26 protein-coding genes are annotated in these 23,850 nt (G+C 62.1%); 1 reads left to right on the top strand and 25 read right to left on the bottom strand.

Features of this window, described 5'->3' with window-relative positions:
- Nucleotides 1-22: 22 nt before the first annotated feature.
- The 19 genes from der to trmJ form a co-directional block, all read right to left on the bottom strand.
- The gene (gene der / locus LOY45_RS04490) at nt 23-1,486 is read right to left on the bottom strand and encodes a ribosome biogenesis GTPase Der (protein WP_115088633.1); all 1,464 of its coding nucleotides are present in this window, start codon (nt 1,484-1,486) and stop codon (nt 23-25) included.
- 116 nt (nt 1,487-1,602) lie between these two features.
- Nucleotides 1,603-2,754, bottom strand: a complete 1,152-nt coding sequence (bamB, locus tag LOY45_RS04485; RefSeq protein WP_115088634.1) for an outer membrane protein assembly factor BamB — start codon at nt 2,752-2,754, stop codon at nt 1,603-1,605.
- Nucleotides 2,747-3,355, bottom strand: coding sequence for a tetratricopeptide repeat protein (locus tag LOY45_RS04480; RefSeq protein WP_176470444.1), 609 nt, complete (start codon nt 3,353-3,355; stop codon nt 2,747-2,749). Before LOY45_RS04480 ends, bamB begins: the two co-directional genes overlap by 8 nt.
- Nucleotides 3,356-3,427: 72 nt before the next feature.
- The gene (gene hisS / locus LOY45_RS04475; protein WP_258578802.1) at nt 3,428-4,717 is read right to left on the bottom strand and encodes a histidine--tRNA ligase; all 1,290 of its coding nucleotides are present in this window, start codon (nt 4,715-4,717) and stop codon (nt 3,428-3,430) included.
- A gap of 28 nt (nt 4,718-4,745) precedes the next feature.
- Nucleotides 4,746-5,855 carry a flavodoxin-dependent (E)-4-hydroxy-3-methylbut-2-enyl-diphosphate synthase gene (gene ispG, locus LOY45_RS04470; protein WP_038997015.1) on the bottom strand — a complete coding sequence of 370 codons (1,110 nt, stop codon included), beginning with the start codon at nt 5,853-5,855 and terminating at the stop codon, nt 4,746-4,748.
- A 3-nt stretch (nt 5,856-5,858) separates the two neighbouring features.
- Nucleotides 5,859-6,893, bottom strand: coding sequence for a RodZ domain-containing protein (locus tag LOY45_RS04465; protein ID WP_258578801.1), 1,035 nt, complete (start codon nt 6,891-6,893; stop codon nt 5,859-5,861).
- Nucleotides 6,893-7,651 carry a type IV pilus biogenesis/stability protein PilW gene (gene pilW / locus LOY45_RS04460; protein WP_134064207.1) on the bottom strand — a complete coding sequence of 253 codons (759 nt, stop codon included), beginning with the start codon at nt 7,649-7,651 and terminating at the stop codon, nt 6,893-6,895. Before pilW ends, LOY45_RS04465 begins: the two co-directional genes overlap by 1 nt.
- A gap of 13 nt (nt 7,652-7,664) precedes the next feature.
- Nucleotides 7,665-8,810, bottom strand: coding sequence for a dual-specificity RNA methyltransferase RlmN (gene rlmN / locus LOY45_RS04455; protein WP_038997019.1), 1,146 nt, complete (start codon nt 8,808-8,810; stop codon nt 7,665-7,667).
- Between the two features lie 28 nt (nt 8,811-8,838).
- Complete coding sequence (gene ndk, locus LOY45_RS04450) at nt 8,839-9,264, bottom strand: nucleoside-diphosphate kinase (protein ID WP_007964426.1); 426 nt, start codon at nt 9,262-9,264, stop codon at nt 8,839-8,841.
- Nucleotides 9,265-9,355: 91 nt separating this feature from the next.
- On the bottom strand, nt 9,356-9,556 hold the full coding sequence (gene iscX, locus LOY45_RS04445) for a Fe-S cluster assembly protein IscX (protein ID WP_028942766.1): 201 nt from the start codon (nt 9,554-9,556) through the stop codon (nt 9,356-9,358).
- A gap of 14 nt (nt 9,557-9,570) precedes the next feature.
- Nucleotides 9,571-9,912 (bottom strand): ISC system 2Fe-2S type ferredoxin, encoded by a 342-nt coding sequence (gene fdx, locus LOY45_RS04440; protein WP_115088639.1) that lies wholly within the window; start codon nt 9,910-9,912, stop codon nt 9,571-9,573.
- Nucleotides 9,913-9,915: 3 nt separating this feature from the next.
- Nucleotides 9,916-11,778 (bottom strand): Fe-S protein assembly chaperone HscA, encoded by a 1,863-nt coding sequence (hscA, locus tag LOY45_RS04435; protein WP_115088640.1) that lies wholly within the window; start codon nt 11,776-11,778, stop codon nt 9,916-9,918.
- Between the two features lie 42 nt (nt 11,779-11,820).
- Nucleotides 11,821-12,342 (bottom strand): co-chaperone HscB, encoded by a 522-nt coding sequence (gene hscB / locus LOY45_RS04430; protein ID WP_115088641.1) that lies wholly within the window; start codon nt 12,340-12,342, stop codon nt 11,821-11,823.
- 8 nt (nt 12,343-12,350) lie between these two features.
- Nucleotides 12,351-12,674, bottom strand: a complete 324-nt coding sequence (gene iscA, locus LOY45_RS04425; protein WP_010223463.1) for an iron-sulfur cluster assembly protein IscA — start codon at nt 12,672-12,674, stop codon at nt 12,351-12,353.
- A gap of 28 nt (nt 12,675-12,702) precedes the next feature.
- A complete protein-coding gene (gene iscU, locus LOY45_RS04420) occupies nt 12,703-13,089 on the bottom strand; it encodes a Fe-S cluster assembly scaffold IscU (protein ID WP_002552476.1) in 387 nt (128 codons plus the stop codon).
- Nucleotides 13,090-13,135: 46 nt separating this feature from the next.
- Nucleotides 13,136-14,350 (bottom strand): IscS subfamily cysteine desulfurase, encoded by a 1,215-nt coding sequence (locus tag LOY45_RS04415; RefSeq protein ID WP_115088642.1) that lies wholly within the window; start codon nt 14,348-14,350, stop codon nt 13,136-13,138.
- A gap of 42 nt (nt 14,351-14,392) precedes the next feature.
- Nucleotides 14,393-14,884, bottom strand: coding sequence for a Fe-S cluster assembly transcriptional regulator IscR (gene iscR / locus LOY45_RS04410; RefSeq protein WP_115088643.1), 492 nt, complete (start codon nt 14,882-14,884; stop codon nt 14,393-14,395).
- A gap of 153 nt (nt 14,885-15,037) precedes the next feature.
- A complete protein-coding gene (gene cysE, locus LOY45_RS04405; protein ID WP_258578800.1) occupies nt 15,038-15,820 on the bottom strand; it encodes a serine O-acetyltransferase in 783 nt (260 codons plus the stop codon).
- On the bottom strand, nt 15,821-16,594 hold the full coding sequence (gene trmJ, locus LOY45_RS04400; RefSeq protein ID WP_258578799.1) for a tRNA (cytosine(32)/uridine(32)-2'-O)-methyltransferase TrmJ: 774 nt from the start codon (nt 16,592-16,594) through the stop codon (nt 15,821-15,823).
- A 145-nt stretch (nt 16,595-16,739) separates the two neighbouring features.
- Here trmJ and suhB point away from each other — a divergent pair, with 145 nt between their 5' ends.
- Nucleotides 16,740-17,558 carry a type III secretion system regulator SuhB gene (gene suhB / locus LOY45_RS04395; RefSeq protein ID WP_010223469.1) on the top strand — a complete coding sequence of 273 codons (819 nt, stop codon included), beginning with the start codon at nt 16,740-16,742 and terminating at the stop codon, nt 17,556-17,558.
- A 186-nt stretch (nt 17,559-17,744) separates the two neighbouring features.
- Here suhB and LOY45_RS04390 read toward each other — a convergent pair whose 3' ends face one another.
- From LOY45_RS04390 to queA, 6 genes are all read right to left on the bottom strand, one after another.
- Complete coding sequence (locus LOY45_RS04390; RefSeq protein WP_258578798.1) at nt 17,745-18,293, bottom strand: glycine zipper 2TM domain-containing protein; 549 nt, start codon at nt 18,291-18,293, stop codon at nt 17,745-17,747.
- Nucleotides 18,294-18,412: 119 nt separating this feature from the next.
- On the bottom strand, nt 18,413-19,324 hold the full coding sequence (gene secF, locus LOY45_RS04385) for a protein translocase subunit SecF (RefSeq protein WP_115088647.1): 912 nt from the start codon (nt 19,322-19,324) through the stop codon (nt 18,413-18,415).
- Between the two features lie 9 nt (nt 19,325-19,333).
- Nucleotides 19,334-21,199 (bottom strand): protein translocase subunit SecD, encoded by a 1,866-nt coding sequence (gene secD / locus LOY45_RS04380; protein ID WP_115088648.1) that lies wholly within the window; start codon nt 21,197-21,199, stop codon nt 19,334-19,336.
- A gap of 63 nt (nt 21,200-21,262) precedes the next feature.
- Nucleotides 21,263-21,598 carry a preprotein translocase subunit YajC gene (gene yajC, locus LOY45_RS04375; RefSeq protein ID WP_010223473.1) on the bottom strand — a complete coding sequence of 112 codons (336 nt, stop codon included), beginning with the start codon at nt 21,596-21,598 and terminating at the stop codon, nt 21,263-21,265.
- Nucleotides 21,599-21,645: 47 nt separating this feature from the next.
- Nucleotides 21,646-22,761: a tRNA guanosine(34) transglycosylase Tgt gene (gene tgt / locus LOY45_RS04370; RefSeq protein WP_162195925.1), complete on the bottom strand. Its 1,116-nt coding sequence runs from the start codon at nt 22,759-22,761 to the stop codon at nt 21,646-21,648.
- Between the two features lie 14 nt (nt 22,762-22,775).
- Nucleotides 22,776-23,825 (bottom strand): tRNA preQ1(34) S-adenosylmethionine ribosyltransferase-isomerase QueA, encoded by a 1,050-nt coding sequence (gene queA / locus LOY45_RS04365; RefSeq protein WP_115088649.1) that lies wholly within the window; start codon nt 23,823-23,825, stop codon nt 22,776-22,778.
- Nucleotides 23,826-23,850 lie beyond the last annotated feature (25 nt).

Below are 23,850 nucleotides of genomic sequence, written 5' to 3'. Positions count from 1 at the left end.
CGGGCTTGACCCGCGATGCTTGTTAGCGTTTGTCTTTACGCTTCTTCTCGGCTTTCTTGTGGTGCGACATCAAGCGACGCTTCTTGTTGACCTGGCGGTCGGTCAAGGTGTTCTTGTTGCCTTCGTACGGGTTGTCACTGCCCTTGTACTCGATGCGGATCGGCGTACCGACCAGCTTGAGCACGCGGCGGTAGGTGTTTTCCAGGTAACGCGAATAGGACTTGGGTACCTTCTCGACCTGGTTGCCGTGGATCACGATGATCGGCGGGTTGGCGCCACCGAGGTGGGCATAGCGCAGCTTGATCCGGCGGCTGTTGACCATCGGCGGCTGGTGCTCGCTGACCGCGTCTTCGAGGATCTGGGTCAGGCGGCTGGTCGGCCAGCGGGTGACCGCCGACTTGAACGAGTTCTGCACCGACTGGTACAGGTTGCCCACGCCGGTGCCGTGCAGCGCCGAAATGAAGTGGATGTCGGCGAAGTCGACGAAGAACAGCCGGCGTTCCAGCTCGGTCTTCACGTAGTCGCGCTCGCCCGGCTGCATGCCGTCCCACTTGTTCAGGGCGATGACGATGGCGCGACCGGCTTCCAGGGCAAAGCCCAGCAGGTTCAGGTCATGGTCAACCACGCCTTCGCGGGCGTCCATGACGAAGATCACCACGTTGGCGTCCTTGATCGCCTGCAGGGTCTTGACCACGGAGAACTTCTCGACCTCTTCGTGGATCTTGCCGCGCTTGCGCACCCCGGCGGTGTCGATCAGGGTGTACTTCTCTTCGTTACGCTCGAAGGGAATGTAGATACTGTCGCGAGTAGTGCCGGGCTGGTCGTAGACGATGACCCGCTCTTCACCGAGCATGCGGTTGACCAGGGTCGACTTGCCGACGTTCGGCCGGCCGATGATGGCGATCTTGATCCCGTCTTTTTCGCTCGGGCCAGGAATACGCACCGCTTCCTCGCCTTCGGCGACGTCGGTGTCGATTTCTTCCTCGTCCTTGTCCCGCGGGAAGTCGCTGAGTACAGCTTCCAGCAGGTTGTTGACGCCACGGCCCTGGGCGCCGGCAACACCAATGGCGTTACCCATGCCCAGTGGCGAGAATTCGGCGATGGCGGCCAGCGGATCGATGTTGTCGATCTTGTTGGCAACCAGGAACGAGCGCTTGTTGCGCTTGCGCAAGTGCTCGGAAATCATCTGGTCGGCGGCGGTCAGGCCGGCACGGGCATCCACCAGGAACAAGACCACATCGGCTTCTTCGATGGCCAGCAGCGACTGCTCGGCCATTTTCTCGTCCATGCCTTGCTCGTCACCGGAAATACCACCGGTGTCGACCAGGATGTACGAACGGCCTTGCCAGCGCGCTTCACCGTACTGGCGGTCTCGGGTCAGCCCGGACAGGTCGCCGACGATAGCGTCGCGGGTCCTGGTCAGGCGGTTGAACATGGTGGATTTACCGACGTTCGGTCGGCCCACCAGGGCGATTACGGGAACCATTCGGCTCTCCACTGCGTAAATTCAGAAAATACAAAGGCCGCTGCACTGCAGCGGCCGGAGTTCGAGCGGCACCCAAAGTGCCGCAGCCCGAGGCCGGCATGGCCTCAAGCATAGCCTCAGCGGATGGTCAGCGCCTCGAGCTTGCCGCTGTTGCCGTACACATAGATGGTGTCACCCACCACCAGCGGACGGGCGCGCAGGCCATCGCTGTCGATACGCTCACGACCGACGAAACGACCATCGACCTGGCTGAGCAGGTGCAGGTAACCCTCCAGGTCACCCACCGCTACGTAGCTGGAGAACACTTCCGGCGCCGACAACTGGCGGCGTGCCAGCGAGTCGTTGCTCCACAGGGCGCTGGACGAACGCTCGTCGATGCCTTCCACGGTGCCCGAAGCCAGGCTCACGTAGACGTTACCGAAGCCCTGGGCCACACCGGTGTAGCTGGAAGCATCACGCTGCCACAGTACCCGGCCGCTCTCCAGGTCCAGGCCGGCGGCGCGACCCTGGTAGCTGGAAACGTACAGGGTACCGCCGGACAGCAGCAGGCCACCGTCGATATCCACGACCCGGTCAAGCTCCGAGCGACCTTGCGGGATGGCCACGCGCTGCTCCCAGACCGGCACGCCGTTCTGGGTGTCGAGGGCAACCACCTTACCGGTCGACAGGCCGGCAACGGCCAGACGGTTGGTCACGATCGGTGCGCCGGTACCACGCAGGGTGAGTACCGCCGGGGTGCTTTCGTAGATCCAGCGACGGTCGCCGGTGCTGGCGTCCAGGCCAATAACGCGGTCGTCCTGGGTTTGCACCACCACCACGTCACCGTTGGTGGCCGGCGGCGCCAGCACTTCACTGGTAACGCGCGAGCGCCAGCGTTCTTCACCGGTGCTGGCATCCAGGGCAATCACTTCGCCCTTGAGGGTGCCGAGCATGACCATGCCGTAACCGACGCCAACGGCGCCGGAAACCGGCAGTTCGAGGTCCTTCTTCCAGGCCACGTCGCCGTTGTTGCGATCCAGCGCCATCACCACGCCGGTTACATCGGCGGCGTAGATACGGTCATTTTCGATCGCCGGAACCAGCATGTTGAAGGATTCGCCCTGACCATCACCGATCGAGCGGCTCCACTGCTTCTTCAAGACCACTTCTTCGGTGAACTTGGTGAGTTCGGCCGGTGGCAATTCCTTTTTGCTGTTGCTGCTGCAACCCACGGCCAGAAGGGCCAGGGTCAGCACTGCTGCATGTTTCCAACCGATCACGTCACGCATCCCCTTTGGCCAGGTCGTCGAGCTTGAGTTGCAGGCCACCGATCGCGGCGTCGTCAGACAGCGCAGCCTTGGCTTTTTCGTAAGCGGCATGGGCATCGCCAGCGCGGCCCAGTTGCACCAGCAGGTCGCCCTTGAGCTCTTCACGGCTGGCCAGGAACGCCTTGTCGGCATCGCCTTCAAGCAGCTTCAGCGCTTCGTCGACCTTCTTCTGCGCGGCCAGGACACGGGCCAGGCGCTGACGGGCGATTTCACCCAGGGTCGCGTCGGCCGGCTTGTCCATCACCAGCTTGAGCTCGGCAGCGGCGTCATCGAGCTTACCGCTCTCGACCGCAACCTTGGCCACGAACAGGCTGGCGTACTGGGCATAGGCCGAGCCGCCGAATTCGTTCTTGAGCTTGCCGGACAGCTCGGCGACCTTGGCCGCGTCAGGCTCGCCGCTTGGCGTCAGGGTAGTCTCCAGCAGGGCCTGGTAGAGGTTCGAGGCGCCTTGCGACTGGTTGGTCTGGTATTTCTGCCAGGCTTGCCAGCCGAACACCACGACCAGCGCCAGCAGGCCACCGGTTACCAGCGGCTTGCCATTGCGGTCCCACCAGTCCTTCATCGCGACCAGTTGTTCATCATCGGTACTCGACACCCCAATACTCCTTTTCACCAAATCGGCTGTTGACTCGCCTCACGCCTGCGCGAGCGAGGCTTCCAGGTGCTCTGCCAGAGCATCCCAGGCAATGTTTTGTTGTTCGCCCTGACCGCGCAGGGGTTTGAAACCTACCACTTGTTGCGCCAGTTCGTCGTCCCCCAGGATCAAGGCGAACAGCGCGTTGCTCTTGTCGGCCTTCTTGAACTGGCTCTTGAAGCTGCCAGCACCGGCGTTGACCTGCAGGCGCAGGTTCGGCAGACGGTCACGCAGGCGCTCGCTCAGGGTCAGACCAGCCAGTTCGGCCTGCTCGCCGAAGGCGCACAGGTAGACGTCAACCTGACGGTTGATCGACTCCGGCACCTGCTCGAGGGTTTCCAGCAGCAGGATCAGACGCTCGATACCCATGGCGAAACCAACGCCCGGGGTCGGCTTGCCGCCCATCTGCTCGACCAGGCCGTCGTAGCGGCCACCGGCACACACGGTGCCCTGGGAGCCGAGCTTGTCGGTGACCCATTCGAAAACGGTCTTGCTGTAGTAGTCCAGGCCACGCACCAGCTTGGTGTTGATCACGAACGGAATGCCGGCGGCATCCAGGCGTGCTTTCAGGCCGTCGAAGTGCACGCGGGACTCATCGTCCAGGTAGTCTTCGAGTTTTGGCGCGTCGACCAGCACCGCCTGGGTGTTGCTGTCCTTGCTGTCGAGGATGCGCAGCGGGTTGCTTTTCAGGCGGCGCTGGCTGTCTTCGTCCAGTTGCTCCAGGCGCGCCGAGAGGAACTCGACCAGCGCGTCACGGTAGCGGGCACGGGCTTCGCTGGTGCCCAGGCTGTTGAGCTCGAGCTTGACCGCGTCACGGATGCCCAGCTGGCCCCAGAGGCGCCAGGTCAGCATGATCAGCTCGGCGTCGATGTCCGGACCGTCGAGGTTGAAGACTTCGACACCAATCTGGTTGAACTGGCGATAACGGCCTTTTTGTGGGCGCTCGTGGCGGAACATCTGGCCGATGTACCAGAGCTTCTGCACCTGGCCACTACCGGTGATGCCGTGTTCGAGCACAGCGCGCACGCAGGCGGCGGTGCCTTCCGGGCGCAGGGTCAGGGAGTCGCCGTTACGATCATCGAAGGTGTACATCTCTTTTTCGACGATGTCGGTGACTTCACCGATCGAGCGCTTGAACAGCTCGGTGAACTCGACGATCGGCGTACGGATCTGGCGATAGCCATAGGTATCCAGCAGGCCGGCGACGGTGTTCTCGAAATAACGCCACAGCGGCGTCTGCTCGGGCAGGATGTCGTTCATGCCACGAATGGCTTGCAGCGATTTGCTCACGGAAAATCCCTTAACAATTCTGTGTCAGTCAGCCACGGGCGATCAGCGCCGCGTCGGCCTCGGCTTTTTCAGCCGCTTTCTGGCGGATGAGCTTTTCCAGCTCATCGACCAGGTTGTCATTGGTCAGCTTCTGCGCAGGCTTGCCGTCGATGTAGATCAGGTTCGGCGTGCCACCGGTGAGCCCCACATGGGCTTCCTTGGCCTCGCCCGGGCCATTCACCACGCAACCGATAACGGCGACGTCCAGCGGTACCAGCAGGTCTTCCAGGCGCCCTTCCAGCTCGTTCATGGTCTTGACCACATCGAAGTTCTGCCGCGAGCAGCTCGGGCAGGCGATGAAGTTGATGCCACGCGAACGCAGGTGCAGGGACTTGAGGATGTCGTAGCCGACCTTGACCTCTTCGACCGGGTCAGCTGCCAGCGAAATGCGAATAGTATCGCCAATCCCGTCGGCGAGCAGCATACCGAGGCCCACGGCGGATTTCACCGTGCCCGAGCGCAGGCCGCCGGCTTCGGTGATGCCCAGGTGCAGTGGCTGGATGATCTGCTTGGCCAGCAGGCGGTAGGCTTCGACGGCCATGAACACGTCGGAGGCCTTGACGCTGACCTTGAAATCCTGGAAATCCAGGCGGTCGAGGTGCTCGACGTGACGCATGGCCGATTCGACCAGCGCCGCCGGGGTCGGCTCGCCGTACTTTTTCTGCAGGTCTTTTTCCAGGGAACCGGCGTTGACGCCGATACGGATCGGGATACCGCGGTCGCGGGCGGCATCGACCACCGCACGCACGCGGTCTTCACGACCGATGTTGCCCGGGTTGATGCGCAGGCAGTCAACGCCCAGCTCGGCTACGCGCAGGGCAATGCGGTAGTCGAAATGGATGTCGGCGACCAGCGGTACGCTGACCTGTTGCTTGATCTTGCCGAAGGCCTCGGCAGCGTCCATGTCCGGTACCGAGACGCGCACGATGTCAACGCCGGCATCGATCAGGCGGTTGATCTGCGCGACGGTCGCGGCCACGTCATTGGTGTCGGTGTTGGTCATGCTCTGGACCGCGATGGGAGCATCGCCGCCAACAGGCACATTACCTACCCAGATTTTCCGGGATTCGCGACGTTTGATCGGAGATTCGCCGTGCATGACTTATTGTCCCAACTTCAGGCGAGCGGTCTCGCCACTGGTGAACGGCGCAACGTCGACAGGCTGGCCGTTGTAGCTGACCTGCACGCCGCGGGCAAAGCCCAGGCGTACCGAAAACGGCGGCTTGCCGGTCAGGTCCAGGCTGTCGCCCTTGCGCTTGATGGCGCTGAACAGCAGCTTGCCGTTGCCATCGGTGACCGAAGTCCAGCAATCGGCGTTGAATTGCATGTGCAACTGGCCGCTACCGGCCGGGGCTGGAGCGGCAACAACAGGAGCCGTTGGCACTGCGGCAACTGCGCTGTTGACCACCGGCGCCGCCGGCGCTGGCGCAGGTACAACCGGGGCCGGCGGGGCCACTGGTGTTACCGCAGTGCTGACAGCAGGGGCGGCAGGGGCAACAGGTGCGGCAACCGGGCTGAGCGGTGCTTGCTCAGCCGGTGCGGCGGCCACTTGCTCGGTTGGCGCCGGGGCCTGCTCAAGGTTCAGGGTAGTGCTTTCCGGTTGCTGACCAGCGGTCACTGCCTGGTCTTCAGGCTCGTCCAGCGGGTGAATCTGGGTGGTGCCGTCGGCGCTTTCGACTTCGACGTGTTCCAGGGCCATGTTGGCCAGGTCCTTGCCACGCAGGCTGGTCTGGTCCTGCCACCAGAAGAAGCCGCCACCGATCACGACCACCAGCAGCACCAGGCTGACGATACGCAGGATGTTGTGGGACAGGCGCACCGGCTCTTCGATGCGGCCAAGGGCGTGCACGTCGCTGCCCTGGGCGTGGGTGCCGGTGCACTGGTCGAAGGCTTGCACCAGGGCGGCCTGGTCCATGTCCAGCAGCTTGGCATAGGCACGGATGTAGCCACGGGCAAAGGTATGCCCCGGCAGCTTGTCGAAGGCGCCGGCTTCAAGATTGTTCAGGGAACTCACGGTGAGGTTGAGCTTTCGGGCCACTTCGACCTGGGACCAGTCCCTGCTCTCGCGGGCCTGACGCAGGATTTCACCGGGATTTTCGCGAGTCGCTGCTGCTGCTTCGGGATGCGCCGCTTTCATCATTGCTCCGACAGGTATTGCTGATATTCCGGCGTACCGGGATAAAGTCGTTGTAATTGCAGGCCCAGTTCGCTGGCCTTGTTCCGTTCTTCGAAGACGCTGGCCAGGCGACTGCCCAGCAGCAGGCTGCGGGCACTGTGGTCGCTCAGCTGGCTGAAACGATCGTAGTAGTCACGGGCCGGCACATAATGCCTGTCTTCGTAAGACAACTCAGCCATTTCCAGCAACGCGCGCGGCTGCTGCTGGTTGAGTCGCAAAGCTTTTACCAGGTATTCCTGCGCTTCGGCGCGCTGCCCCAGCCTGAGCGCGGTCAGGCCGAGGTTCTCGAACACCCGGGAGCGTTCAGGATACAGGGTATCGGCCGCCGCTTGGGCAAACATCTGCTGCGCCTGGGCGTATTGCCCACGAGCATAAAGGAAACTGCCGTAATTGTTGCGAATTCGGCTGTCGTCCGGGCGGCTGGCCAGGGCCTTGCGAAAGTGCGCCTCGGCCAGTTCCGGCTCGTCTTCGGCCTGAAACACCAAAGCCAGGGCCGCATTGGCTGCGGCATCCTGGCTATCGAGGTCGAGGGCTTTTTTCAGCGGCGCTTTGGCCTGCTCGGTCAAACCTTGTTGCAAATAACCCAGGCCCAACTGCACATAGGCCTGTCGCGCCTGTTCGCGACCTTCACGACTGCCCAGCGCGTCCGAACTCCCGCCGGACACGCAACCTGCAAGCAGGGCGAGCGCCAGGATCGACAGCGCGAAGCGCAGGGTCATGGAGGTCCTCTCTTCAGTTGCGCGCGGCGCTTTCTTGCACTTCACCGTCGGCGTTCAACTGACGCACGGCGATATAGCGCTCGCTGCGGCGGGTACGGTCCATCACCTGGCCAACCAGCTGACCGCAAGCGGCGTCGATGTCTTCACCACGGGTGGTACGCACCGTGACGTTGTAACCGGCGTGATGCAGGTGGTCCTGGAAGCGGCGGATGGCATTGTTGCTCGGCCGCTCGTAACCGGAATGCGGGAACGGGTTGAACGGGATCAAGTTGATCTTGCACGGTACGTTCTTGAGCAGCTCGGCCATTTCCACGGCGTGTTCGAGCTTGTCGTTGACGTCCTTGAGCAGGGTGTACTCAATGGTCAGTACGCGCTTTTCGCCCAGTTGCGACATGTAGTTCATGCACGCTTCGAGCAGGACCTTGAGCGGGTACTTCTTGTTGATCGGCACCAGTTCGTTGCGCAGCGCATCGTTCGGCGCGTGCAGCGACAGGGCCAGGGAGACGTCGATGTGCTTGGCCAGCTCTTCGATCATCGGTACCACGCCGGAGGTGGACAGGGTCACCCGGCGCTTGGAAATGCCGTAGCCGAGGTCGTCCATCATCAGGTGCATGGCGGCGACCACGTTGTCGAAGTTCAGCAATGGCTCACCCATGCCCATCATCACCACGTTGGTGATGGCGCGATCGATGGTGGCCGGCACGCTGCCGAACGACTTGTTGGCAATCCACACCTGGCCGATCACTTCGGCGGCGGTGAGGTTGCTGTTGAATCCTTGCTTGCCGGTGGAGCAGAAACTGCAGTCCAGGGCGCAACCGGCCTGGGACGAGACACACAATGTGCCACGCTTGCCCTGGGGGATGTACACGGTCTCGACGCAGCTGCCGGACGCCACGCGCACCACCCATTTACGGGTGCCGTCGCTGGAGATGTCCTCGCTGACCACTTCCGGACCGCGAATCTCGGCAACAGCCTTGAGCTTTTCGCGCAAGGCCTTGCCGACATTCGTCATGGCGTCGAAATCATCGACGCCAAAGTGGTGAATCCATTTCATTACCTGACCGGCACGGAAACGCTTCTCCCCGATAGAGTCGAAGAATTTTTCCATTTCCGGCTGGGTTAGCCCCAACAGGTTAGTTTTGCCAGTCGATGTCGTCATGGATTCACCCTCACCCGTAAGCTTTCGCTTAGCGAGTGGTTACCTCGGTAGCTGCGAAGAAGTACGAGATTTCGCGAGCAGCAGCGGCTTCGGAGTCCGAACCGTGAACGGCGTTGGCGTCGATGGACTCGGCGAAGTCGGCGCGGATGGTGCCGGCAGCAGCTTCTTTAGGGTTGGTAGCGCCCATCAGCTCACGGTTCAGAGCGATGGCGTTTTCGCCTTCCAGAACCTGAACAACAACAGGGCCGGAGATCATGAAGGCAACCAGGTCACCGAAGAAACCGCGCTCTTTGTGCTCAGCGTAGAAGCCTTCGGCTTCGGCTTTGGACAGTTGCTTGAGCTTCGAGGCAACGACGCGCAGGCCGGCTTTTTCGAAACGGGTGGTGATCTCGCCGATCACGTTTTTAGCAACTGCGTCAGGCTTGATGATGGAGAAAGTACGTTGAACAGCCATGGTGAAACTCCAGAAACGTTGAGTGAAGCGAAAAATTAAACCCGCGAATTATACGCGGGTTCCAAGGGATTGCCTAACCTGCCGAGCGCGCTCAGTCGGCTTCTTCGATCCAGGCCGCCTGGATGGCTTCGAGAACCTTCTCGCCGCCACGCTGCGGATCGTCACTGAATTCCGGCAATGCCAGCACCCACTGGTGCAGATCGACGAAGTTCACATAACGAGGATCGACTTCCGGCTTGCTTTCGGCAAGCTGGATTGCAATTTCAAGTACATCAACCCATTTCAGACTCATGATGGCTCCCTGAATCAGTGCGGCGCTTCGGCGGCCAGGTTGATCGTGTACTTCGGAATCTCGATGGTCAGGTCTTCCTCACCAACGATCACCTGGCAGGCCAGGCGCGACTGACGCTCCAGGCCCCAGGCCTTGTCGAGCATGTCTTCTTCGAGTTCGTCGGCTTCCTCGAGCGAATCGAAGCCTTCACGCACGATGCAATGGCAGGTGGTGCAGGCACACACACCACCACAGGCGCTTTCCATCTCGATGTGGTGCTCGTGGGCCAGTTCCAGGATGTTGGTTCCTGGCGCCACCTCCACCACCAGCCCTTCCGGGCAGAACTTCTCGTGGGGCAGAAAAATCACCTGCGGCATCAGTTATTCCTCGATCTCATTCAGGTTGCGCCCGGCCAAAGCGGCTTTTACCGTCGAATCAAGGCGACGGGCGGCAAAGGCATCGGTCACCTGCGACAGACGCTTGGTCTGTTGCTCGATGGCCGCGCCATCGGTGCCGTTGATCAAATCACGCAAGTCTTGCATCTGTTGCTCGATCGCCAGGCGCTCTTCGGCGTCCAGCAGGCGCTCGCCATCGGCGTCCAGGGCGCCCTGCACCGCTTCGAGCAGGCGCTCGGCGTCGACCTGGTGTTCGCGCAACTGGCGCGCCACCTTGTCGAAACCGGCATGTTCGAAGGAATCCTTGAGCATGCGGGCGATTTCGCCGTCGGTCAGGCCGTAGGACGGCTTGACCTGGATGCTCGATTCGACGCCCGAACCCAGCTCGCGCGCCGAAACGCTGAGCAGGCCGTCGGCATCGACCTGGAAGGTCACGCGGATCTTCGCCGCACCGGCGACCATCGCCGGAATGCCACGCAGTTCGAAGCGCGCCAGGGAGCGGCAGTCACTGATCAGTTCACGCTCGCCTTGCAGCACGTGAATCATCATGGCCGACTGACCATCTTTGTAGGTGGTGAATTCCTGGGCACGGGCAACCGGGATGGTGGTGTTGCGCGGAATCACCTTCTCCATCAGCCCACCCATGGTTTCCAGGCCCAGGGACAGCGGAATCACGTCGAGAAGCAGCAATTCGCCACCATCGCGGCGGTTACCGGCCAGGGTATCGGCCTGGATAGCGGCGCCGATGGCGACCACCTGGTCCGGGTCGATTTCGGTCAGCGGGGTACGGCCAAACAGCGCGCCTACAGCCTCGCGCACACGCGGCACGCGGGTCGAACCACCGACCATTACCACTGCGGCGACCTCTTCGAGCTCGACGCCGCTGTCACGCACGGCACGGCGGCAGGCCTTGAGGCTGCGGGCGACCATCGGCTCGATCAGGGCATCAAAGGCGCCCCGGGTCAGCTCGGCCTGCCAGCTGCCATGGGCAACCGTCACCGAATCAGCGTCAGTCAGGGCCTCTTTGGCCGCGCAGGCGGTTTGCAGCAACTGGCGCTGGGCACCCGGATCGAGGTCCGAGGACAGGCCGGCCTGCTCGACGATCCAGTTGGCGATAGCGTGGTCGAAGTCGTCGCCGCCCAGGGCGCTGTCGCCACCGGTGGCCAGCACTTCAAAGACCCCGCCCGTCAGGCGCAGGATCGAGATATCGAAGGTACCGCCACCCAGGTCATAGATGGCCACCAGGCCTTCGGCATTCTGGTCCAGGCCATAGGCCACCGCGGCGGCGGTCGGCTCGTTGAGCAGGCGCAATACGTTGAGGCCGGCCAGACGCGCGGCGTCCTTGGTGGCCTGGCGCTGGGCGTCGTCGAAATAGGCCGGCACGGTGATCACCGCACCAACCAGCTCGCCGCCGAGGGTCTCTTCGGCGCGCTGGCGCAGCACCTTGAGGATATCGGCCGAGACTTCCACCGGACTTTTCGGCCCCTGGACAGTGTCGATGAACGGCATATGCGACTCACCGCCGACAAAGCGGTACGGCAACTGCTCGCCCAGCTGCTTGACGTCTGCAAGGCCACGGCCCATCAGGCGCTTGACCGACAGCACAGTGTTGAGCGGGTCGCTGGAGGCGGCGTCGCGGGCGAGCTGGCCGACGTCGATGTGGTCGGCGTGATAGCGCACGGCGGACGGCAGGATAACCCGGCCTTGGGCATCCGGCAGGGGCTCGCTGCGGCCGCTGCGCAGGGCAGCAACCAGGGAATTGGTGGTACCTAGGTCAATACCCACCGCCAGGCGACGCTGGTGCGGCTGAGGGCTCTGACCGGGTTCGGCGATCTGCAGTAGGGCCATGCTTATCTGAATACCAGGGGCGCCGCCAGAAGCAGCGCCGGGTTAATCGTCGAGGCGCTCTTCCAGCTGGCGCACTTCGTAGGCGAGCTTGTCGAGAAACTGCATGCGGCGCATCAGGCGCTCGGCCTGTTCACGCTGCGCAGCATCATCCCAGCAGGCGGCGAAGTCCTCGTTGAGTGCTTCCTGGGCAGTTTTCAAGCGACGCTTGAACACGGCCACGCCATCGAGGTCGGCACTGTCCTGGAGGTCTTCGAGCTCTTCGCGCAGTTGCATCTGCTGGAAGAGGAACTCGGGATCATGGACGGTGACTTCCTGCGGCACTTCATGACCGCCGATCGCCAACAGGTAGCGGGCACGCCGGGGCGCGCTCTTGAGAGTCTGGTAAGCCTCGTTCAGCGCAGCCGAACGCTCCAGCGCAATGCGCTGTTCACGTTCGGAGGCATCGGCGAAGCGATCCGGATGGACCTCGCGGGCCAGCTCGCGATAGCGAACGGCCAGCTTGTCGAGGTCCAGACGGAAGCCAGGTTGCAGGTCAAACAGGGCGAAATGACAAGGAGTACCCACGCGCAGCCTCAGACGTTGAAGCTTTCGCCGCAGCCACACTCACCGCGCACGTTGGGGTTGTTGAACTTGAAGCCTTCGTTCAACCCTTCCTTGACGAAATCCAGCTCGGTACCGTCGAGGTACGTCAGGCTTTTCGGATCGATGATCACCTTCTCGCCATGGCTTTCGAAGACCAGGTCTTCGCTGTCCGGCTGATCGACGAACTCGAGCACATAGGCCAGGCCCGAGCAGCCAGTGGTGCGCACGCCAAGGCGAATACCTTCACCTTTGCCGCGTCCGTCGAGGGAGCGCCGCACATGTTTGGCGGCGGCTTCTGTCATGCTGATAGCCATCGAGACTCCTTACCTGCAACAGGCGACCTTAGAGCAAACCTTTCTTCTGCTTGTAATCGCGCACGGCCGCCTTGATGGCGTCCTCGGCGAGTACCGAGCAGTGGATTTTAACCGGCGGCAGCGCCAGTTCTTCGGCCAGCTGGGTGTTCTTGATGGTCTCGGCTTCGTCCAGGGTCTTGCCCTTCATCCACTCGGTAGCGAGGGAGCTGGAAGCGATGGCCGAACCGCAGCCGTAGGTCTTGAACTTGGCGTCTTCGATGACGCCCTGCTCGTTGACCTTGATCTGCAGGCGCATGACGTCGCCGCACGCCGGAGCGCCGACCATGCCGGTGCCGACATCCGGGTCCTCGGCATTCATCTTGCCGACGTTACGCGGGTTTTCGTAATGGTCGATGACCTTTTCACTGTATGCCATGGTGCAATTCCTTCCTCATCAGAGAGCCGCTCTTGCCGGCGACTACTTAGTGCGCAGCCCACTCGATCTTGGAGATGTCGACGCCGTCTTTGTACATATCCCACAGCGGCGACAATTCGCGCAGCTTGGTTACGGCCTCGCAAACCTTCTGCGCGGCGTAGTCGATTTCTTCTTCGGTGCTGAAACGACCGAAGGTGAAGCGGATCGAGCTGTGTGCCAGTTCGTCGTTGCGGCCCAGGGCACGCAGCACATAGGACGGCTCGAGCGAAGCCGAAGTACAGGCCGAGCCGGACGAAACGGCCAGGTCCTTGAGCGCCATGATCAGCGACTCGCCTTCGACGTAGTTGAAGCTCAGGTTCAGGTTGTGCGGAATGCGCGCGGTCATGCTGCCGTTGATGTACAGCTCTTCAAGGCCTTCGACCTGCTTGTAGAAGCGGTCGCTCAGGGCCTTGATGCGCACGTTCTCGCTGGCCATCAGCTCTTTGGCGATGGCGAAGGCTTCACCCATGCCGACGATCTGGTGGGTAGCCAGGGTGCCCGAACGCATGCCGCGCTCGTGACCGCCGCCGTGCATGGTGGCTTCCAGGCGCACGCGAGGCTTGCGGCTGACGTACAGCGCGCCGATGCCTTTAGGGCCGTAGGTTTTGTGCGCCGAGAACGACATCAGGTCGACTTTCAGCTTCTGCAGGTCGATTTCGACCTTGCCGGTGGACTGCGCGGCATCGACGTGGAACATGACGCCGCGGGCGCGGGTCAGCTCGCCGATGGCGGCGATGTCGTTGATGGTGCCGATTTCGTTGTTCACGTGCATGATCGACACCAGGATGGTGTCTTCACGCAGGGCTGCTTCGACCATGGCCGGAGTGATCAGGCCATCGGCGCCCGGCTCGATGTAGGTGACTTCGAAGCCTTCACGCTCCAGCTGACGAGTGCTGTCCAGAACAGCCTTGTGCTCGATCTTGGAGGTGATCAGGTGCTTGCCCTTGGTGCTGTAGAAGTGCGCGACGCCCTTGATTGCCAGGTTGTCGGACTCGGTGGCACCGCTGGTCCAGACAATTTCCCGCGGGTCGGCATTGACCAGGTCGGCGACCTGGCGACGGGCGTTCTCGACCGCTTCTTCGGCTTTCCAGCCAAAGACGTGGGAGCGCGACGCCGGGTTACCGAAGTTCCCGTCGACCAGCAGGCAGTCGCTCATCTTCTGGGCAACGCGTGGATCGACCGGGGTGGTCGCGGAGTAATCGAGGTAGATCGGCAACTTCATTGAATATCTCCTATCAGGCGGTCGCGCCGCGCGTCGAAACGGTCATTCGACGGCAGACGTCTCAATCTTGTCCAGCTGCGTTGCCCGGCCTGCAATACGACGCAGGTCCTGGCGCTGGGCGACTTCTTGTACCTCACGGCGAGTGACAAGGTCAGCCAGGCTGATGCCGCTGAGGAATTCGTGAATCTGCTGGCTGAGGTCGCACCACAGGTGGTGGGTCAGGCAGGTGTCGCCGGCGTGGCAATCACCCAGGCCCTGGCAACGCGTGGCATCGACCGATTCGTTAACCGCATCGATGACCTGGGCGACCTGAATGCTCTCCATGCTTCGCGACAGCTGATAGCCGCCGCCAGGGCCGCGCACACTGGAAACCAGGCCGCTGCGGCGCAGCTTTGCAAACAGCTGCTCCAGATAAGAGAGGGAGATGCCTTGGCGCTCGGAAATGTCGGCCAGAGACACCGGCCCATTCTGCGCGTGCAACGCCAGGTCGAGCATGGCGGTCACGGCGTATCGGCCTTTTGTAGTCAGTCGCATGGCTAGTAGGTACCACGGGGTTACGGGATGGGAGCGAGTATGCTATTCCCGAGCATTTAAGTCAACTATAAGACCTAGTGCTTTAGTCGGGTTTACCGCAAGAGGGCGGCGGAATGATAGCAAACTAAGGGGCGCTTGCGCACGCCCCTTCTGTCAATGCGTCGACGCGTCGCTACGCACCTCATCCTTGATCTCGGCGAAGTCTTCTTCACGCAAAGCCGGCAGCTCCTTGGCGCAGTAGTCGCTGCCCAGGTTCTTCAGCGCGCCGCACATGTCCTCCAGGCGTCCGTCGACAGCCTGCAGGTGGTCGAGCAACTGACCAATGGCGCGAGCCACCGGGTCGGGCATGTCCTCGCTGACACCATAGGCATCGAAGCCGATCTTCTCGGCCATGGCCTTGCGCCTGGCCTCGACCTCGGCATCGGTCTTGACGATGATCCGCCCCGGGATACCCACGGCGGTCGCACCGGCCGGCACCGCCTTGGTCACCACCGCGTTGGAGCCGATCTTGGCCCCGGCGCCGACGGTGAACGGCCCCAGCACCTTGGCCCCGGCACCGACGACAACGCCATCTTCCAGGGTCGGGTGACGCTTGCCCTTGTTCCAGGTGGTGCCACCCAGGGTCACGCCCTGGTACAGGGTGACGTCGTCGCCAATCTCGGCGGTTTCGCCGATGACGATACCCATGCCGTGGTCAATGAAAAAGCGTCGGCCAACCTTGGCGCCGGGGTGAATCTCGATCCCGGTCAGCCAGCGACCGAAGTTCGACACCAGCCGGGCCAGCCACTTCCAGTCCCGCCGCCACAGGGCGTGCGCCGCGCGGTGCAGCCAGATCGCGTGCATGCCCGGGTAGCAGGTCAGCACTTCAAAGGCATTGCGCGCCGCCGGATCACGGTGGAAAACGCTCTGGATATCTTCACGCAGACGCTCGAACATCTATTGATCCTTCCGCTTATGCGGTTCGCCACGGGCCGCTTTCTGGGTTTCCGTGAGAATGCCGCGCAAAATACTCATTTCCGAACGATCGACCGAGCTGCGCCCATACAACCGACGCAGGCGCGGCATCAGGTGCTTGGGCTTCTGCGGGTCGAGAAAGCCGATAGCGACCAGGGTCTTTTCCAGGTGCCCGTAGAACAGCTCCATTTCATCCATGGTCGCCAGCTCGCTGCTGCGCTCCGACGCCACGTCGATTTTTTCCGTCTTCAACGACTGCCCTTCCAACGCCAGCCAGGCCATGCGCACCTCATAGGACAGCACTTGCACCGCGGCACCGAGGTTCAGCGAGCTGAAGTCCGGGTTCGAGGGAATGTGCACATGAAAGTGGCAACGCTGCAGCTCTTCGTTGGTCAGGCCCGCGTGCTCACGACCAAACACCAGGGCGATCTCCTCGCCCTGGGTGGCATGCTCGATGGCTTTGCTGGCGCACTCGCGCGGATCGACCAGCGGCCAGGGGATGCGCCGCTCGCGGGCACTGGTGCCAAACACCAGGTTGCAACCGACCAGCGCATCTTCGAGGCTGGCGACCACTTGCGCACCGGCCAGCACGTCATCGGCACCCGACGCACGGGCATCGGCCTCGGGGGACGGGAAACTCTGCGGGTCGACCAGCACCAGCCGCGACAAGCCCATGTTTTTCATGGCACGCGCAGCGCCGCCGATATTGCCGGGGTGGCTGGTATTGACCAGAACAACACGAATATTTTGCAGCAAGGCGAGCGCTCACAGACGTTGCGAAGGGGGAGCAAATCTTACAGAAGCGACCGACTTTACGCTACGAAAGCAAATGTCACCCTTCTTCGCGCAAAGTTTTCTGCTAGAATGTTCGGCTTTCTTTAACGACCCAGGTGAAACGTCCATGCAGCCCATGCTGAATATCGCGCTGCGCGCCGCCCGCAGCGCCAGTGAATTGATTTTCCGCTCCATCGAGCGCCTGGATAGCATCAAGGTTGATGAAAAAGACGCCAAGGATTACGTCTCCGAAGTCGATCGCGCCGCAGAGCAGAAAATCATCGATGCCCTGCGCAAGGCCTACCCGAACCACTCCATCTACGGCGAAGAAACCGGCCTGCATGCCGGTAGCGGCGAAGAAGGCAAGGACTACCTGTGGATCATCGACCCACTGGATGGCACCACCAACTTCCTGCGTGGCGTTCCGCACTTTGCTGTCAGCATTGCCTGCAAATACCGTGGCCGCCTTGAGCACGCCGTGGTACTGGACCCTGTCCGCCAGGAAGAATTCACCGCCAGCCGTGGCCGTGGCGCCCAGCTGAACGGTCGTCGCCTGCGCGTCAGCCCTCGCACCAGCCTGGAAGGCGCCCTGCTGGGTACCGGCTTCCCGTTCCGCGACAACCAGATGGCTGACCTGGACAACTACCTGGGCATGTTCCGCGCCCTGGTCGGCCAGACCGCCGGCATCCGCCGCGCCGGTGCTGCCAGCCTGGACCTGGCCTACGTTGCCGCCGGTCGTTTCGATGCCTTCTGGGAATCGGGCCTGTCGGAGTGGGACATGGCTGCAGGCGCGCTGCTGATCCAGGAAGCTGGCGGCCTGGTGAGCGACTTCACCGGTGGCCACGACTTCCTCGAGAAGGGTCACATCGTTGCCGGCAACACCAAGTGCTTCAAGGCCGTCCTGACTGCTATCCAGCCGCACCTGCCTGCTTCGATCAAACGCTAAGTTCGATCGAACACAAAAAAAGCACCCTTCGGGGTGCTTTTTTTTGGCCTTATGAACCACCTTCTCTCTGTGGGAGCTGGCTTGCCAGCGATGAGGCCGGTATAGCCAACACTGTAGCCGGTGCCTGGATCACGACCGCTTCGCGCTCGATCGCCGGCAAGGCCAGCTCCCACAGAGACCGCGCCGCTACTGGCTTGGCTGGGCCTGGCTCAGCACCAGCTTGCCTTCTTTATCCAGCGGAATTTGCGAGCCTGGGTCACGATCCATGCGCACCTGACCGACCTTGTCGCCGATCGAATACTTCACGTCATAGCCGACAACCTTCTCGCTCAGGTCATTGACCGTGTTGCAGCGGGTTTGCGTAGTGGTGTAGGTATCACGCTCCTGCATGCCTTCCTGCACCTTGTTGCCGGCATAGCCGCCACCGACCGCACCGGCCACGGTAGCGATCTTTTTACCGGTGCCGCCGCCGATCTGGTTACCCAGCAGGCCACCTGCCAGGGCACCGACCACGGTACCGGCGATCTGGTGCTGATCCTTCACCGGCGCCTGACGCGTCACGGTGACGTCCTTGCACACTTCACGGGGCGTCTTGACCGTCTGCTTGACCGGTTGCACCGCCAACACCTCGGCGTATTCCGGCCCGCCCTTGACCAGGCTGTAGGTGGCAACAGCACCTCCGGCTGTTACACCGACAGCACCCAGAACCGCACCCACCAGCATCGACTTGTTCACGTGAACCTCCTGATCGTACCTGCGGAACATTGCCCGCCTTCTCCCTGCCTTGGAGCATAAAAAAAGGCGCGAGTTCAACACTCGCGCCTTTTTGTACGACCCACAATGTGGGAAAACCCTTATGGACGTTCGTCCACACCTTCGGCTTTCACCGTCGGGATCAGGTCTTCACTGTTCAGGTTGAGCCAGATCAGCACCACGTTGGCGATGTAGATCGACGAGTAGGTACCGGCCATGACACCGATGAACAGCGCCAGGGAGAAGCCCCACAGGTTGTCGCCACCGAAGAACAGCAGTGCGGCAATGGCCAGCAAGGTCGATACCGACGTCGCCACGGTCCGCAGCAGGGTCTGGGTGGTCGAGATATTGATGTTCTCGATCAGCGAGGCCTTGCGCAGTACCCGGAAGTTCTCACGCACCCGGTCGAACACAACGATGGTGTCGTTGAGCGAGTAACCGATGATCGCCAGCACCGCCGCCAGCACCGTCAAGTCGAAGGTGATCTGGAAGAACGAAAGGATACCCATGGTCACGACCACGTCGTGGATCAGCGACAGGATCGCACCCAGGGCGAACTTCCACTGAAAGCGGAAGGCCAGGTAGATCATGATGCCGCCCAGGGCCAGCAACATGCCCAGGCCGCCCTGGTCGCGCAGCTCTTCACCGACCTGCGGGCCAACGAATTCGACGCGCTTGACCACAGCCGGGTTGTCGGTACTGACCTTTTGCAGCGCCTCGGACACACGATTACCCAGCAGCGGGTCATCGCCAGGCATGCGCACCAGCAGGTCGGTAGTCGCACCGAAGCTCTGCACCACGGCATCCTGGAAGCCGGCCTTGACCAGCTCCTCACGGACCTGGCCGAGGTTGGCCGGACGCTCGTAGGTCAGCTCGATGAGCGTACCGCCGGTGAAGTCCAGGCCGAAGTTGAGCCCTTTGTAGAACCAGCTGAACAGCGCCAGCACGGTCAGAAGCAGGGTGATGCCGAACGCAAGGTTGCGCACACCCATGAAGTTGATGGTACGTAACATGGCAGCCCCTTAAACCCACAGCTTCTTGATATCACGCCCGCCGCAGGTCAGGTTGACCATTGCGCGGGTAACCATGACGGCCGTGAACATCGAGGTGAAAATCCCGAGGGACATGGTAACCGCGAAGCCCTTGACCGGGCCGGTACCCATGGCGAAGAGGATGCCGCCGACCAGCAAGGTGGTCAGGTTGGCGTCGACAATCGCCGTGTAGGCACGGTTGAAGCCTTCGTGGATGGCGCGTTGCACCGACATGCCATTGGCCAGCTCTTCGCGGATCCGCGAGAAGATCAGCACGTTGGCGTCGACCGCCATACCCATGGTCAGGACGATACCGGCGATACCTGGCAGGGTCAGCGTCGCCCCCAGCAGGGACATCAGCGCCAGCAGCATGACCATGTTACCGGCCAGGGCGATGGTCGCGATCAGGCCGAAGAAGCGGTAGATGGCCATGATGAACAGCGAGACGAACAGCATGCCCCACAGGGAAGCGTCGATACCCTTGGTGATGTTGTCGGCACCCAGGCTCGGGCCGATGGTGCGCTCTTCAGCGAAGTACATCGGCGCCGCCAGGCCACCGGCACGCAGCAGCAGGGCCAGTTCCGACGATTCGCCCTGACCGTTCAGGCCAGTGATACGGAACTGGCTGCCCAGTGGCGACTGAATGGTCGCCAGGCTGATGATCTTCTTCTCTTCGGTGAAGGTCTGCACGGCAACGTCTTTCTCGACGCCGTCGACCATCTGCTTGACGTAGCGCGTGGTAGGACGCTGTTCGATGAAGATAACCGCCATGCTGCGACCGACGTTGCTACGGGTAGCGCGGCTCATCAGCTCGCCGCCATGACCATCCAGACGGATGTTCACTTGCGGACGGCCTTGCTCGTCGAAGCTGGCCTGAGCGTCGGTGACCTGGTCACCGGTGATGATCAGGCCACGCTCGACCGCCGCCGAACGACCGCCTTCGCGGAACTCGAAGGTTTCGGTGGTGGCTTTCGAGGCACCAGGCTCAGCGCCCAGGCGGAATTCGAGGTTGGCGGTCTTGCCGAGAATACGCTTGGCTTCGGCGGTGTCCTGCACGCCTGGCAGCTCGACCACGATGCGGTTGGCACCCTGGCGCTGAACCAGTGGCTCGGCTACACCCAGCTCGTTGACGCGGTTACGTACCGTGGTCAGGTTCTGCTTGATCGAGTATTCACGGATTTCCGCGACCTTGGCCGGGGTAATCGCCAGGCGCAGCACGGACAGGCCGTTACGCTCGGTGGTGGTCAGCTCGAAATCATTGAAATTCTTGCGGATCAGGCTACGGGCCTGTTCGCGGGATTCATCATCGGAGAAGCCCAGCTGGATGCCGCCATCTTGTTGCGGCAGGCTGCGGTAGCGCACGCGCTCTTTGCGCAGCAGGCTTTTGACTTCGCCTTCGTAGACTTTCAGGCGGGCCGACATGGCCTTGTCCATGTCCACTTCAAGCAGGAAGTGCACACCACCGGAAAGGTCCAGACCCAGCTTCATCGGGCTTGCGCCCAGGTTGCGCAGCCATTGCGGGGTAGTCGGGGCCAGGTTGAGCGCTACTACATAGTCGTCGCCCAGTGCCTTGCGCACTACGTCCTTGGCTGGCAGTTGGTCTTCCTGTTTGGTCAGGCGCACCAGGCCAACCTTGCCCTTCTCGCCCAGGCTTGCAGCCTTGACCTGGATACCGGACTCATTGAGCGCTTTGCTCACGCGGTCCAGATCGGCCTGAGTGACCTGCAGTGCAGTACTGGCACCGCTGACCTGAACGGCCGGATCATCAGGGTAGAGGTTGGGAGCGGAATAAATAAAACCGATCGCCAGTACCACCAGGATCAGTGCGTATTTCCACAGAGGGTATTTGTTCAGCATCACGCCGCCCGTTCAAGACGCGGGGCGCCTTGCGCGCCCCGTCGATTGGTAAAAAACTGAAACTTAGATCGCTTTGAGCGTGCCTTTAGGCAGGGTCGCGGCTACGGCGCCCTTCTGGAACTTCAGCTCGACGTTGTCGGACACTTCCAGAACCACGAAGTCGTCGGCAACTTTGACGATCTTGCCGGCGATACCGCCGTTGGTGACAACTTCGTCACCTTTTTGCAGGTTGCTCAGCAGGTTCTTCTGCTCTTTGGCACGTTTGGCCTGCGGGCGCCAGATCATCAGGTAGAAGATGACCAGGAAACCGACCAGGAAAATCCACTCGAAGCCAGTACCGGCTGGGCCGGCGGCTGGGGCAGCTGCGTCCGCGTATGCGGCAGGGATCAGAAAGCTCATTTAGCACTCCAGTTGCAAATCAGTACTTGTTAGGGATCGACAGAACATCAGTCCAAGGGCGGCACAGGCAGCCCGCGCTTGGCGTAAAAGGCATCGACAAAGGCGGCCAATGTACCTTGTTGAATAGCCTCGCGTAAACCAGCCATCAACCGCTGGTAATGGCGCAAGTTATGGATCGTATTCAACATACTGCCCAACATTTCGCCGCATTTATCCAGGTGATGCAGATAAGCACGGGAGAAGTTCTGGCAGGTATAGCAATCGCAGGTCGCGTCCAGGGGCGAATCATCGTGGCGATGGAACGCGTTACGGATTTTCAGCACGCCGGTATCGACAAACAGATGACCGTTGCGCGCGTTGCGCGTGGGCATCACGCAATCGAACATGTCGACGCCGCGGCGCACACCCTCAACGAGATCTTCCGGCTTGCCTACCCCCATAAGGTAACGAGGTTTGTCAGCCGGCATGCGCCCTGGCAGGTAATCCAGGACCTTGATCATTTCGTGCTTGGGCTCGCCCACCGACAGGCCGCCGATGGCCAGGCCGTCGAAGCCGATCTTTTCCAGGCCTTCGAGCGAGCGCATGCGCAGGTTTTCGTGCATACCACCCTGGACAATGCCGAACAGCGCCGCGGTGCTGTCGCCGTGGGCGTTTTTCGAGCGCTGGGCCCAGCGCAGGGACAGCTCCATGGATACGCGGGCGACGTCTTCATCGGCCGGGTACGGGGTGCATTCGTCGAAGATCATCACCACGTCCGAGCCCAGGTCGCGCTGGACCTGCATCGACTCTTCCGGGCCCATGAACACCTTGGAGCCGTCGACCGGCGAGGCAAACGTCACGCCCTCTTCGCGGATCTTGCGCATGGCGCCCAGGCTGAACACCTGGAAACCACCGGAGTCGGTAAGGATCGGGCCCTGCCACTTCATGAAGTCGTGCAGGTCGCCATGGGCCTTGATCACCTCGGTGCCCGGGCGCAGCCACAGGTGGAAGGTGTTGCCGAGGATCATGTGCGCGCCGATCGCCTCGATGTCGCGTGGCAGCATGCCCTTGACCGTGCCATAGGTGCCCACCGGCATGAACGCCGGGGTCTCGACCACGCCACGGGGGAAGGTCAGGCGGCCGCGACGGGCCTTGCCGTCGGTGGCGAGCAATTCGAAGGACATACGACAGGTGCGACTCATGCTTGATCCTCGGGGCCGCGTGGCGCCGGATTGCGGGTGATGAACATGGCATCACCGTAACTGAAGAAGCGGTACCCGTTCTCGACCGCCGCCGCGTAGGCAGCCATGGTCTCGGGGTAACCGGCGAAGGCTGAAACCAGCATCAGCAGCGTGGATTCAGGCAAATGGAAGTTGGTCACCAGGGCATCGACCACATGGAATGGCCGGCCCGGGAAGATGAAGATATCGGTGTCGCCGCTGAACGCCTTGAGCTCGCCATCACGGGCGGCGCTTTCCAGCGAGCGCACGCTGGTGGTGCCCACGGCAACCACCCGCCCACCACGGGCGCGGCACGCGGCCACGGCGTCGACCACATCCTGGCCGACCTCCAGCCACTCTTTATGCATGTGGTGGTCTTCGATGCGCTCGACCCGCACTGGCTGGAAGGTACCAGCCCCCACGTGCAGGGTGACGAAGGCGGTTTCCACGCCTTTGGCGGCGATCTTGGCCAGCAGCTCTTCATCGAAGTGCAGGCCGGCGGTTGGCGCGGCCACGGCGCCAGCGCGCTCGGCGTACACCGTCTGGTAGCGCTCGCGGTCGGCGCCCTCATCCGGACGGTCGATGTACGGCGGCAGCGGCATATGGCCGACGCGATCGAGCAGTGGCAGCACCTCTTCGGCAAAACGCAGCTCGAACAGCGCATCGTGACGGGCGACCATCTCGGCCTCGCCACCGCCGTCGATGACGATCGGCGTGCCCGGCTTGGGCGCCTTGCTCGAACGTACGTGGGCCAGTACCCGGTGGCTGTCGAGTACGCGCTCGACGAGGATCTCCAGCTTGCCGCCGCTGGCCTTCTGGCCGAACAGACGCGCCGGAATCACCCGGGTATTGTTGAACACCATCAGATCGCCCGGGCGCAAATGCTCGAGCAGGTCGGTGAACTGGCGATGCGCCAGTGCCCCGCTCGGCCCGTCCAGGGTCAGCAGCCGGCTGCTATGGCGCTGCGCCAGCGGATGGCGAGCAATCAGGGAATCAGGAAGCTCAAAGGAGAAATCGGCGACGCGCATGATGGTGTTCGGTTCGACAGGGCCG

This window comes from Pseudomonas wadenswilerensis, assembly GCF_024749185.1.
Taxonomy (GTDB): Bacteria; Pseudomonadota; Gammaproteobacteria; order Pseudomonadales; family Pseudomonadaceae; genus Aquipseudomonas; species Aquipseudomonas wadenswilerensis.
This window is presented reverse-complemented; position numbering and strand designations above follow the sequence as displayed.

Bases quoted from the DNA above. Each gene is read 5' to 3' on its own strand.
- bamB (WP_115088634.1), bottom strand. From the start codon at position 2,754: ATGCGTGACGTGATCGGTTGGAAACATGCAGCAGTGCTGACCCTGGCC.
- der (WP_115088633.1), bottom strand. From the start codon at position 1,486: ATGGTTCCCGTAATCGCCCTGGTGGGCCGACCGAACGTCGGTAAATCC.
- suhB (WP_010223469.1), top strand. From the start codon at position 16,740: ATGCAGCCCATGCTGAATATCGCGCTGCGCGCCGCCCGCAGCGCCAGT.
- iscU (WP_002552476.1), bottom strand. From the start codon at position 13,089: ATGGCATACAGTGAAAAGGTCATCGACCATTACGAAAACCCGCGTAAC.
- LOY45_RS04480 (WP_176470444.1), bottom strand. From the start codon at position 3,355: ATGAAGGACTGGTGGGACCGCAATGGCAAGCCGCTGGTAACCGGTGGC.
- LOY45_RS04415 (WP_115088642.1), bottom strand. From the start codon at position 14,350: ATGAAGTTGCCGATCTACCTCGATTACTCCGCGACCACCCCGGTCGAT.
- iscX (WP_028942766.1), bottom strand. From the start codon at position 9,556: ATGAGTCTGAAATGGGTTGATGTACTTGAAATTGCAATCCAGCTTGCC.
- queA (WP_115088649.1), bottom strand. From the start codon at position 23,825: ATGCGCGTCGCCGATTTCTCCTTTGAGCTTCCTGATTCCCTGATTGCT.
- ndk (WP_007964426.1), bottom strand. From the start codon at position 9,264: ATGGCTGTTCAACGTACTTTCTCCATCATCAAGCCTGACGCAGTTGCT.
- iscA (WP_010223463.1), bottom strand. From the start codon at position 12,674: ATGGCTATCAGCATGACAGAAGCCGCCGCCAAACATGTGCGGCGCTCC.
- ispG (WP_038997015.1), bottom strand. From the start codon at position 5,855: ATGCACGGCGAATCTCCGATCAAACGTCGCGAATCCCGGAAAATCTGG.
- rlmN (WP_038997019.1), bottom strand. From the start codon at position 8,810: ATGACGACATCGACTGGCAAAACTAACCTGTTGGGGCTAACCCAGCCG.
- hscA (WP_115088640.1), bottom strand. From the start codon at position 11,778: ATGGCCCTACTGCAGATCGCCGAACCCGGTCAGAGCCCTCAGCCGCAC.
- yajC (WP_010223473.1), bottom strand. From the start codon at position 21,598: ATGAGCTTTCTGATCCCTGCCGCATACGCGGACGCAGCTGCCCCAGCC.
- LOY45_RS04465 (WP_258578801.1), bottom strand. From the start codon at position 6,893: ATGAAAGCGGCGCATCCCGAAGCAGCAGCAGCGACTCGCGAAAATCCC.
- cysE (WP_258578800.1), bottom strand. From the start codon at position 15,820: ATGTTCGAGCGTCTGCGTGAAGATATCCAGAGCGTTTTCCACCGTGAT.
- secF (WP_115088647.1), bottom strand. From the start codon at position 19,324: ATGTTACGTACCATCAACTTCATGGGTGTGCGCAACCTTGCGTTCGGC.
- fdx (WP_115088639.1), bottom strand. From the start codon at position 9,912: ATGCCGCAGGTGATTTTTCTGCCCCACGAGAAGTTCTGCCCGGAAGGG.
- secD (WP_115088648.1), bottom strand. From the start codon at position 21,199: ATGCTGAACAAATACCCTCTGTGGAAATACGCACTGATCCTGGTGGTA.
- pilW (WP_134064207.1), bottom strand. From the start codon at position 7,651: ATGACCCTGCGCTTCGCGCTGTCGATCCTGGCGCTCGCCCTGCTTGCA.
- tgt (WP_162195925.1), bottom strand. From the start codon at position 22,761: ATGTCCTTCGAATTGCTCGCCACCGACGGCAAGGCCCGTCGCGGCCGC.
- iscR (WP_115088643.1), bottom strand. From the start codon at position 14,884: ATGCGACTGACTACAAAAGGCCGATACGCCGTGACCGCCATGCTCGAC.